The organism is Amycolatopsis sp. NPDC059021 (assembly GCF_042739895.1).
In the GTDB taxonomy this organism is placed as follows: domain Bacteria; phylum Actinomycetota; class Actinomycetes; order Mycobacteriales; family Pseudonocardiaceae; genus Amycolatopsis.
Genome location: NZ_JBHYIQ010000135.1, coordinates 11,878 through 23,060, shown reverse-complemented (window position 1 = coordinate 23,060; position 11,183 = coordinate 11,878). Strand labels below are relative to the sequence as shown.

Here is an 11,183-nt window from a genome sequence, read left to right as displayed (position 1 = left end):
GTCCCGCCCTCAGCGTTCCCCCCACCCTCCCCCACCCCGGGGGGCCGCTGTGGGCGCGCGCCGGGGGGGTTGCCGGGTGGGGGGGTCGGGGGGGGGGGGGCCCCCCCCCCCACCCGGGGTGCGCATCTTTCCCGCAAACGGCGGCTGTTCTGGCCGTTCTTCGGCCCGGCTTTGGTGCTGTACCTGGCCTTCCTGGTGCTGCCGACCATCGCGACGGTCGTGCTGAGCTTCACCAGCTGGGCCGGAGCCGGGGACACGCCGAAACCCAACGGCGTCACCAACTACGTGCAGATGTGGGACAACGACTCGTTCCAGTACGCCTTCCGCAACACGCTCGTCTACGTCTTCCTCGGCGGGATCGGCACGTTCGCGGTGGCGTTCCTGTTCACCATGGTGCTGCGGGACATGCGGGGCGGGAAGCTCATCCGGGCGATCCTGTTCTTCCCGAACATCGTCGCCCCGGTCGCGCTCGGCATGTTCCTCGGGTTCGTGTTCAAGTACCAGCCTGGCAAACAGGGGCTGGCGAACTTCGTGCTGGAACACCTCGGCGCGGACGCGGCCAAGTTCCTCGCACCGGCCAATGTGACCGGTGTGGTGACGGCGTCGCTGATCTGGGCGAGTTCGGGGTTCTACATCACGATCCTGATGGCCGCGGTCGACCGCATCCCGCCGTATCTCTACGAGGACGCGGACATCGCGGGCGCTTCGCCGTGGCAGAAGTTCCGGAACATCACGCTGCCGATGACCTGGGACGTCGTCGGCGTCGCCGGGGTGTTGTGGACGATCAACGCGCTCAAGATCTTCGAGCTCGTCTTCGTGCTGGCCGGTCCTGGCACCTACGCCCCGCCGAACCAGGCGTGGACGCTGGGGATCTACGTGTTCGACCGGACCTTCGGTTCCAACGCGACGCCGGACTTCGGTGCCGCGTGCGCCTGCGCGGTCGCGATGATCGCCCTGGTATCCGTGCTCGTCGTGCTGTTGCGTCGCCTCATGCGCCGTGACGCGATCCAGTTCTAGGAGCTGTCGTGTCCTTGACTGACACTGCGACACCGGCGACGTCGACGGCGAAGCCGGTCCGCAAGCCGCCCAGGAAACCCCGGCCCGCACCGGGATCGCGGCGCTGGGGTCCACTGAGGATTCTCGGCTCGGTGATCGTGTGGCTGTTCACCGCGGGGAACCTGCTGGTGCTGTACTGGCTGATCTCGGCGTCGTTCAAGACGCCGGTCGAGATCTTCACCAAGCCGTTCTCCTTGCCGTATCAGTGGTTCCACGCCGGGAAGCCGTTCCGGAACTTCGTCTACGCCTGGAGCAACGCCGGGTTCGGCGACGCGGTGCTGACCACGGTCGTGCTCGTCGGGCTGGCCACCGTGGCCACGGTGGCGGTGTCCGCGCCGGCGGCGTACGCGCTCACCAGGCTCGGCGTGCGGGGCTCGGGCGGGATGACGAACTTCGTCGCGATCGGGATGGGCGTGCCGTTCCAGACCGTGATCATTCCGCTGTTCGTGGTCCTGTCCAAGATCCACTTCGACAACCAGTACGGCCTTTTCGTGCTGTACGTCGCCTTGTCGATTCCGTTCACCGTGTTCCTGCTGACCGGGTTCTTCCGATCGCTGCCGGACGAACTGGAAGAGGCGGCCGCGATCGACGGCGCCTCACCGACCAGGACGTTCTTCTCGGTGATGCTGCCACTGGCGCGGGGCGGGCTGATCACCGCGCTGATCCTGAACGCGATCGGGCTGTGGAACGAAACCCTGCTCGCGATCGTGTTCCTCAAGGACCAGGCGCATTTCACCCTGTCGCGCGCCCTGTTCACCTTCTACGGCGCGGCGAGCTACCAGTCCGAGTACGGCGGCCTGATCGCCGGGGTCGCGATCGTGGTGCTCCCGATGCTCGTGCTCTATCTGCTGCTCGCCCGCCGGATCATCACCGGCCTCACACTCGGCGCCGGAAAGTAAGGACTGTTCATGAGTTCCGTGACCTTCTCCGACACCACGCGGTACTACGCGGGGGTGGACCGGCCCGCCGTCGACGGGCTCGATCTCGAGGTCGCCGACGGCGAGTTCCTGGTGCTGGTCGGCCCGTCCGGCTGCGGCAAGTCGACGACACTGCGGATGCTGGCCGGGCTGGAGGGTGTCGACCACGGCACCATCCACATCGGAGACCGCGACGTCACCGAGCTGCCGCCCAAGGACCGGGACATCGCGATGGTGTTCCAGAACTACGCGCTCTACCCGCACATGACGGTCGGCGAGAACATCGGCTTCCACCTGAAGATCGCCAAGATGGCCAAGGCGGAGCAGGAAAAGCGGGTCCGGGAGGCGGCGGAGGTGCTCGACCTCACGCCGTACCTCGACCGCAAACCGGCCAAGCTCTCAGGCGGGCAGCGGCAGCGGGTCGCCATGGGCCGCGCGATCGTGCGCGAGCCCAGTGTGTTCCTGATGGACGAGCCACTGTCCAATCTGGACGCTAAGCTGCGGGTGCAGACCCGTACCCAGATCGCCTCGCTGCAACGGCGGCTGGGGATCACCACCATCTACGTCACGCACGATCAGGTCGAGGCCATGACGATGGGGGACAGGGTCGCCGTGCTCAAGGACGGCCTGCTCCAGCAGTGCGACACGCCGATCGGGCTGTTCGCCAGGCCGGTCAACGTGTTCGTCGCCGGGTTCATCGGCTCGCCCGCGATGAACCTGCTCGAATCCACTGTGGACATCGAGGGTGTCGTCCTCGGTGGTGCCAAGATCCCGTTGACCCCGGCGCAGCGTTCGGCGTTGACCGGGCCGGGGATCGTCGTCGGCGTCCGGCCGGAGGGCTGGGATCTCGGTACGGCGGGCACGGGCATCGACACCATCGTCGAGGTTGTCGAGGAACTGGGCAGCGACCAGTACCTGTACTGCCGCACCACGGGAACGGAGCAGGTGTTCACGGTCCGCACTCCCGGGATGGCACCGTGGCAGCGCGGCGAAAAGCTCGGCCTGGCACCGAAACCCGGCGCGGTGCACCTGTTCGACGCCGCTTCCGGCGATCGGCTTCCCGACGCATGAGCGACGCTTGCGAGCGAATCATGGATATCATGCGCCAAAAGGAATTCAACACTGTCTCGCGAAGCGAGGCGATCGCATGACCAGTCTGTACCGCACCGAGCTGGTTCTTCCCGCCGCGCTGCTGGGGGAGGAAAATCCGCTGCCGCCGCTGGTGAAACCCGAACAGGTGCAGCAGGTGGCGAACGTGGACGAACTGCCCGCGGATCTCGCCGAAGGGCTGGGCTACGGGCGGCTGGACACCGTGCTGCCGTGTCGTCTGCAGGATGGGTACACGCGGGATCGGCCGACGCGGTCGTTGCCCGCGCTGGTGCTGGAGAACACGCGCCTGCGCGCGACCGTGCTTCCTTCGCTCGGCGGGCGGCTGTATTCGCTGTACCACAAGCCTTCCCGGCGTGAACTGCTCTACCGGAACCCGGTGTTCCAGCCGGCGAACCTGGCTTTGCGGGACGCCTGGTTCGCGGGCGGTGTCGAATGGAATCTCGGCAGCACCGGGCATACGACCATGACCTGCGCGCCGATGTTCGCGGCCGAGGTCGACGGTCCCGACGGCAGTCCGGTGCTGCGGCTGTGGGAGTGGGAGCGGACGAGGGACCTGCCGTACCAGCTGGATTTCTGGCTGCCGGACGAGTCCGACTTCCTGCTGGTGGGGGTGCGGATCCGCAATCCGCACCCGCACGACGTCCCGGCCTACTGCTGGTCGAACATCGCGGTCACCCGTACCGAGCGCAGCCGCGTGCTGGCGCCTGCCACCCAGGCCTGGCACTACGGCTACGGCGGGCGGCTCGATCTCGTCGACGTCCCCGGTGACGACCTGACGTACCCCGCCCGGCACCTCGGCGCGGCGGACTACTTCTTCGAGATCCCGGCGGAGTCCCGCCGGTGGATCGCGGCGGTGGACGCCGGCGGCGTGGGCATGGCGCAGGTGTCGACGGACCGGCTGCGCGGGCGGAAGCTGTTCGTCTGGGGTGAATCCGCGGGCGGGCGGCGATGGCAGGAGTGGCTGGCTCCCGAGGCCCCCGGCTATCTGGAGATCCAGGCGGGGCTCGCGCGCACCCAGCTCGAACATCTGCGATTGCCCGCCGGTGAGAGCTGGGATTGGCTGGAGGCGTACGGTCCTGTCGTCGCCGAATCGTCCGTTGTGCACAGTCGTGATTGGACCGCGGCGACAGAAGCGGTGGAGCGCGGTCTGATCTCCGGGTCCGCTTTGGACGAATACCACAACGCGTGGGGCAAGGTCGTCGACACGACGCCGTCGGTGATACTGCACGAAGGCAGCGGCTGGGGCGCGCTCGAACTGCGGCGGATGGCGGCCGAACTGCCGGGGACCCCCTTCCCGGCGTCCTCGCTCGGGCCCGAGCAGGAACCGTGGCTGGCCTTGCTGGACGGCGTCGTGCCGGACGGTGATCCGCTGGACGTCCCCGCCGCCACGCTGGTCAACCAGGGCTGGGCCCACCGGCTCGAACGGGCGGCGGAGAACTGGGCGGTCTGGTACCACCGCGGTGTCGCCCGCTGGGCCGCCGGGGACCACGAAGCCGCGAAACAGGCTTGGAGTTCGTCGGTCTCGGCGGCGGAAAACCCTTGGGCCCTAAGGAATCTGGCGGTCGCGGCGCGGCGGGAAGGGCGGGATTTCGAGGCCGCCCTGCTGTACGTGCGCGCTCTCGCGCTCGCCCCGCACCTGTTCCCGCTCGCGGTCGAAGCGATCGGCGCCCAGCTCGCCGCCGGTGTCCCGGCGCGGGCCGCCGAACTGCTGGAGACGCTGTCGCCCGAGGCGCGCGCCACCGGGCGGGTTCGCCTGCTCGAGGCGGTAACCCTGCTCGCGCAGGGAGATCCCGACGGCGCGCTGGCGATTTTCGAGGAGGGCTTCGAGATCGCCGGGATCCGGGAGGGCGAGACGTCGTTGTCCGACACCTGGGCGGCCGTGGCGGGGGACCGGCCGTTGCCGGAGCGGTACGACTTCCGGATGTCGGCGCCGGGGTGAGAAGGCGGTGAGAGGGCGGTGAAGAGGGCGGCGAGGAGGGCACTGTGACGCGGAAGTACGAACGGCACAGCGGGCTGCTGCGGATCGTGGCCGAGCGCGGCCAGGTCGACGTCGCCGAACTGGCCGCGGCACTCGCCGTGTCGACCGCCACTGTCCGGCGTGACCTCGATCAGCTCGCCGAACAGCAGCTGCTGACCCGGACGCGCGGCGGTGCCGTGGCCGGGGACGTCGCCTACGATCTGCCGCTGCGGTACAAGATGGCGCGTCAGGCCCCGGAGAAGTCGCGGATCGCCCAGGCGGTCGCGGAACTCGTCGAACCGGGCTGGGTCGTCGGCCTCAACGGCGGTACCACGACGACGGAGATCGCCCGCGCGCTCGCCGCCCGCGGTGATCTTCCCGGCGGGATCACCCTGGTCACGAACGCGCTCAACATCGCCAACGAACTCGCCGTGCGGCACCACATCAAGCTCGTCGTCACCGGCGGTGTCGCGCGTTCGCAGTCGTTCGAACTCACCGGCCCGCTGGCCACCCGCGTCCTCGGCGAGATCGCCATCGACCTGCTGATCCTCGGCGTCGACGCGCTCGACCCGCGGGCCGGCGCCTTCGCCAACCACGAGGGCGAAGCGAGCATCAACCGCCTCATGGTCGACCGTTCCTCCCGCGTCGTCGCTGCCGCCGATTCCTCGAAACTCGGCCGCCGCGCCTTCGCCGAGATCTGCCCCATCACCGCCATCGACACCGTCGTCACCGACTCAGCCCTCCCCGCCGCCCTCGCCGAGGCCTTCGCCGCCACCACAACGGTCCTCACCGTCTGACGCGAACGTAGAACTCGGGCGCGCCAACGTGAAACTCGGGCGCGCGAACGTGGGACTCGGGCGCGCGAACGTGGGACTCGGGCGCGCGAATGTGGGACTCGCGGGCGGCGGGCTCGCACCGCGAGTCCCACATTCGGGAGGTCGAGTTCCACGCTCAAGGGGGTGAGTTCCACATTCGAGATGCGTGGAAGAGCGCGTGTAGATGTTTGATGTTGGAGGTTTTGCTTGACTTTCGTGCACTTGTGAACGCAGGATGGGGCAACGCTGGGCCGGAGAGGGTCCGGCCGGGGACATGGGAGCCGTCGTATGCGCCGTCTTGCCTGTCTTGCCGCCTTGTGCGCGGTCGCCGTCGGAGGGGTGGCGGCGCCTGCCGCCGCGGATGATCAGCTGGTCACGCTGCGGTCGGCGAGCCTGAAGGTCACCGTCGACCCGGACTTTCCGCGTGTCGTCGAGTACACCGACGCGCGGAGCGGGGCGAAGCTGTACGGGAACGAGGACAAGCTCAGCAAGGTCGTCCTGAACGGGACGGCGTATACGCCGCGGGTGACCAGCCGGAAGGCGGGCGACCACGTCGACTACCGGCTCGGTTTCCCGGAGTACGGCGGCGTCGAGCTGGACGCGACGATCGGCCTCAAGGGCAGTGAGATCGACTTCAGGATCACGAAGATCCAGGACACCCCGAAGAACCCCGTCAAGTCACTGTCCATTCCGGACCAGAACCTCGTCTCCGTGCGCAGTGACCAGCCGGGTGCCGCGCTCGCCGCGGCCAAGATGTACAACGCCACCACCGGCACCGGCGACACGTTCACGCAGGTCACCAAGAGCACCCCGGCCGAGACGGCGCCATCGAGCGCGATGTACGGGATCGTCAACACCGGGCAGCTCGCGGCGTCGATCGAGACGAACTCCGCCTACGACACGCCGTCCGGGCCGACCGCCAAGGACAACGGCCGGATCCGCAAGCAGATCGCCGACAAGGGCGGCTACAAGCGCGCCGGGTTGTGGAGCGGTGATTGGACCTACCGCGCCAACGGCGCGAAACCGGAAGACACGGAACCCTTGCCGTACACCAGGATCGTCGTCACCGGGGACCGCAACGGCGACAAGTCCGTCGACTGGCAGGACGGCGCGATCGCCTTCCGCGACATCATGACCAACCCCCAGGGCTGGCAGCAGGTGGCGCAGCGGCCGATCATGCGCATTCCGTTCAACTTCGCCTCGAACGCCGAACATCCGTTCACGCAGAGTCTCGACGAGACCAAGCGGGTCGCGCTCAACACCGACGGCCTCGGCCAGTTCGTGCTGCTCAAGGGCTACGGCTCCGAAGGCCACGACTCCGCGCACCCGGACTACGCGGGTGTCGGCAAACGCCAGGGCGGCGTCAAGGATCTGAACACGCTGGTCGAGAACTCCCGCCGGTACAACGCCGACATCGGCGTGCACATCCAGGACACCGAGGAATACCCGGTCTCGCCCGCGTTCGACCCGGCGATCGCCAACGACGTCAAGAAGGATCTCGGCTGGGACTGGCTCGACCAGAGCTACCACATCAACTACCGCTACGACGGCCAGAGCGGCAAACGGCTCGCGCGGCTGGAAGCGTTCAAGAAGGAGGTCCCCGGTCTCGACTTCCTTTACGTGGACACGTGGTACGGCGACGGCTACACCTCGGAGAAGTTCGCCCGCGAGATGAACGGCCTCGGCTACGACGTCGCGACCGAGTTCCCGGACAAGTTCGAGCGCCAGAGCGTCTGGAGCCACTGGGCCAATGACGTGCACTACGGCGGCAGCAACTACAAGGGCATCAACAGCCAGATCGTCCGCTTCATCCGCAATCACCAGAAGGACGACTGGATCGCGGGCGACCCGCTGCTCGGCGGCGGCGAGTTGAGCGCGTACGAGGGCTGGGTCGGTGGCGCCGGGTACCCCGCGTTCATCGCCAAGACCTTCGGCACCGACCTGCCCACCAAGTACCTCCAGGGCTTCACGATCCAGAAATGGGCACCGCACGCGATCACGCTGTCCGACGGCGTCAGCGTCTCCGACACGACGGGCACGCGGCAGATCAGCAAGGACGGCCATCCCGTGCTCAACGGCGGTGCCTACCTGCTTCCGTGGAGTCAGCAGGCCGAAACCAAGCTGTACCACTGGAATCCGGTGGGCGGGAGTACTCAGTGGACACTGCCCAAGTCGTGGGGTGCCAAGCGCACGGTCAAGCTGTACCAGCTCACCGACACCGGACGCCGGTTCGTCAAGGATCTGAACGTCGACGCCGCGCACCGGATCTCCATCGACGCGGCGGCGAACACGCCGTACGTCGTGTATCCGGCTGATCCCGGGCCGAACTCCGACGCGAACTGGGGTGACAGCACCGGCCTGAAGGATCCGTCCTTCTACTCGGGCAACCTCGACGCCTGGAAGGTCACCGGCGACAAGAGCAAGGCGTCCGTGCCCGCGAACGCGGCCGGGCAGCGTCAGCTGCGTATCGACGGCGGCACCGGGACCACCGTGTCCCAGCAGATCACCGGGCTCACCGGCGGCAAGACCTACACCGCGTCGGTGAACGTCCAGGTCGCGCCCGGACAGCGCAAGGCAAGCCTCACGGTGAGCCCTGCAGGCGGAAAACCCGGTACACAGTGGACGGACGCGTCGAAGGTCAAGAACTACGTCCGTGCCAGTGAGTACGCCGGGACGACCACGCAACGGATGAAGGTCGTCTTCGATGTCCCGAGTGGACAGTCGACCGCGACACTCGCACTGGAGGCGGCGGCCGGGAACCCGCCGGTGTCCTTCGACGACGTCCGCGTCGTCCAAACCGGACGGACGCCGCAGGCAGGGCACTACTTCGCCGAGGACTTCGAACACGTCGACACCGGCTGGGGACCGTTCGTCTACGCCGGGAACGACGGCGCGCCGGACGATCCGCGGACGCACATCGCGCAGAAGAACGCGCCGTACACCCAGGCCGGCTGGAACGGGAAACTCGTCGACGACGTCATCGGCGACGGCGAATCGTTGAAATCCCACGAGGAGAACCAGGGCCTGGTGTATCGGACGCTGCCGCAGACGCTGCGATTCGAGCCGGGTCACCGCTACCGGGTGTCGTTCACCTACGAGGCGTCGAAAACCGGCGACTACGCGTTCGTGACCGGCGCGGGGACGAGCACGACGTTCGCCGAGGCCCATACGCCGACGACGTTCACCGCGACGGTCGACGGTGGTGCCGACGCCTGGATCGGGGTCGCGAAACTGACCCCGGGAACGCAGAACCAGGACCACGATCTGATCCTGGACAACCTGGTGGTGGACGAGATCGGCTGATCCCCTCCGGCGGGTCCTGTGTGGTGCGCGGCGGTGAATGCAGCATACTGCTCGAAACAGGGTGTAACAGCGCAGCACAGTGCGCGGAGATCGCCCCGCGAGCGGCACCGCAGAGGTAGGGAGCACCGCCGATGGCCCGGCACGAACGGTTGAGCACGCTGCTGGACATGCTCGGGCAGCGGGAGAAGATCGACGTCGAGGACGTGGCCGCCGAGCTGAACGTTTCGGCGGCCACGATCCGGCGGGACCTCGACCACCTCGCCGAACAGCAGCTGCTCACCCGCACCCGCGGCGGCGCGGTCGCCAACGACCTCGCCTACGACCTGCCGCTGCGCTACAAGACCGCCCGGCACGTCCCGGAGAAGCAGCGGATCAGCGCTTCCGCGGCCGCGCTCGCCGAGCGGGGTATGGCGGTCGGGCTCAACGGCGGCACCACGACCGCCGGGGTGGCCAGGGCACTCGCGATGCGGGCCGACCTGGCCAGCCGGAGTGACGCGCCGGGCCTGACCGTGGTGACCAACGCGCTCAACATCGCGCACGAGCTCGCCGTGCGGCCCAACGTCAAGATCGTCGTCACCGGTGGCGTCGCGCGGCCGCAGTCGTTCGAGCTGAGCGGCCCGCTCGCCACCCGTGTGCTGTCCGAGCTCACCATGGACCTGCTCTTCCTCGGCGTGGACGCGCTCGACCCCGAGGCCGGTGCCTTCGCCCACCACGAGGGCGAAGCGAGCATCAACCGGCTGATGGTCGAGCGCGCCGAGCGGGTCGTCGCGGTGGCGGACGGATCGAAGCTCGGCCGTCGCGCCTTCGCCCGGATCTGCGCGACCCACGACGTGCACACGCTGGTCACCGACACCGAGGCCGACCCGGCCGCGGTAAGGGCTTTCGAGGCCGCCGGCGTCGAGGTCCTTACCGTCTGAAGTGGCGGGGTAAGGGGTCCGGCCCGCCCGGGAACGGCGTGATCACCTGATGCCGTGACCTCTCCCTCAGCACCATCCTGAGGGTATGAAACACGACTGGATCTTCGACCTGGTGCAGGTGGAAATGGACTACCGCACCGAGGGCAGGCTGACCCCGTTCGCCGAACGCAAGGAGCGGCACCGCGTCCCGAAGCGGGCGTCGCGGCAGTGGTTCAGAACGCGTCGGCTCCGAGCTTGATCGCCAGGCCGATTCCGGCCAGCGCGATGCCGATCCGCAGGAGCTTCGCGGGCAGCCAGCGCGCCACCACCGGGCCCAGCCAGGAACCCGCGAGCAGGCCGATCGTCAGCGGGAGCGCGGTGCTCCAGGAGACGGGGCCGAAGGCGGCGAACCCGGCCGCCGCCACCACGTCGGTCACGACGAGCAGGAGGTTCTTGAGGGCGTTCACCCGCAGCAGGCTTTCCGGCACGGTGGCCAGGAGCAGCGCCAGCATCACCACTCCGGACGCCGCGGCGAAGTATCCACTGTAGACGGACACGGCGAACGTGCCCCCGGTGACCAGCCACGGGTGGGCGCTGGTGGTCCTGGCTTCGGCGTCCTCGTGGGGCGGGCGCCGCACCAGGACGAGCAGGGAGGCGGCACCGACGAGGAACGGGACGACACGTTCGAACACCCCGGGCGGGCTGACGAGGACGAGCGCCGCGCCCGCCGCGCTGCCGAGTACACACGCGATACCCAGTCTTCTCGCGGCACCGAGCTGTCCGGACAGCTCGCGCCGTGAACTGGGGACCGCGCCGACACTGCCGATCGCGAGCGCGACCGTGTTGGTGACGTTGGCGGCGGTCGCGGGCAGGCCGACCGCGAGGAGCGCCGGATAGGAGAACAGCGAGGCCAGGCCCGCTATGGTCCCCGACAGTCCGGCGGCTATCCCCGCGAAAATGAGCAGGGTGAAGAAGGACGCCGTCATCGTGCGACGTTAACATCGGGAATTCGCTTGACACATATGGTTTTTCGCGACAGGACGCGGGGGGGGCGCGGGGGGCCCCCCCCCCGCGGGGGGGGGGGTGGAGTGTGTACTGGTGGTGTGTGTTTTTAAAAAGAGTAGCTGCG

At 68.3% G+C, this 11,183-nt stretch carries 9 protein-coding genes; 8 read left to right on the top strand and 1 reads right to left on the bottom strand.

Features of this window, described 5'->3' with window-relative positions; all coding sequences use genetic code 11:
- Window positions 1-171: 171 nt before the first annotated feature.
- The 8 genes from ACFWX1_RS43830 (at window position 172) to ACFWX1_RS43795 (ending at window position 10,313) form a co-directional block, all read left to right on the top strand.
- Window positions 172-1,017, top strand: coding sequence for a carbohydrate ABC transporter permease (locus ACFWX1_RS43830; protein WP_378395827.1), 846 nt, complete (start codon window positions 172-174; stop codon window positions 1,015-1,017).
- 8 nt (window positions 1,018-1,025) lie between these two features.
- Entirely contained in the window at window positions 1,026-1,955 is a 930-nt protein-coding gene (locus ACFWX1_RS43825) for a carbohydrate ABC transporter permease (RefSeq protein WP_378395826.1), read from the top strand.
- Window positions 1,956-1,964: 9 nt separating this feature from the next.
- Window positions 1,965-3,044, top strand: a complete 1,080-nt coding sequence (locus tag ACFWX1_RS43820; protein ID WP_378395825.1) for an ABC transporter ATP-binding protein — start codon at window positions 1,965-1,967, stop codon at window positions 3,042-3,044.
- 76 nt (window positions 3,045-3,120) lie between these two features.
- Window positions 3,121-5,022: a DUF5107 domain-containing protein gene (locus tag ACFWX1_RS43815; RefSeq protein WP_378395823.1), complete on the top strand. Its 1,902-nt coding sequence runs from the start codon at window positions 3,121-3,123 to the stop codon at window positions 5,020-5,022.
- 44 nt (window positions 5,023-5,066) lie between these two features.
- Window positions 5,067-5,837 carry a DeoR/GlpR family DNA-binding transcription regulator gene (locus tag ACFWX1_RS43810; RefSeq protein ID WP_378395822.1) on the top strand — a complete coding sequence of 257 codons (771 nt, stop codon included), beginning with the start codon at window positions 5,067-5,069 and terminating at the stop codon, window positions 5,835-5,837.
- Between the two features lie 306 nt (window positions 5,838-6,143).
- The gene (locus ACFWX1_RS43805) at window positions 6,144-9,158 is read left to right on the top strand and encodes an endo-alpha-N-acetylgalactosaminidase family protein (protein WP_378395821.1); all 3,015 of its coding nucleotides are present in this window, start codon (window positions 6,144-6,146) and stop codon (window positions 9,156-9,158) included.
- A gap of 131 nt (window positions 9,159-9,289) precedes the next feature.
- The gene (locus ACFWX1_RS43800) at window positions 9,290-10,075 is read left to right on the top strand and encodes a DeoR/GlpR family DNA-binding transcription regulator (RefSeq protein ID WP_378395820.1); all 786 of its coding nucleotides are present in this window, start codon (window positions 9,290-9,292) and stop codon (window positions 10,073-10,075) included.
- Between the two features lie 85 nt (window positions 10,076-10,160).
- Window positions 10,161-10,313, top strand: a complete 153-nt coding sequence (locus ACFWX1_RS43795; protein ID WP_378395819.1) for a hypothetical protein — start codon at window positions 10,161-10,163, stop codon at window positions 10,311-10,313.
- Here the strand turns inward: ACFWX1_RS43795 and ACFWX1_RS43790 are convergent.
- A complete protein-coding gene (locus ACFWX1_RS43790; RefSeq protein ID WP_378395818.1) occupies window positions 10,288-11,040 on the bottom strand; it encodes a sulfite exporter TauE/SafE family protein in 753 nt (250 codons plus the stop codon). The two genes, ACFWX1_RS43795 and ACFWX1_RS43790, sit on opposite strands and share 26 nt — an antisense overlap.
- Window positions 11,041-11,183: the final 143 nt, after the last annotated feature.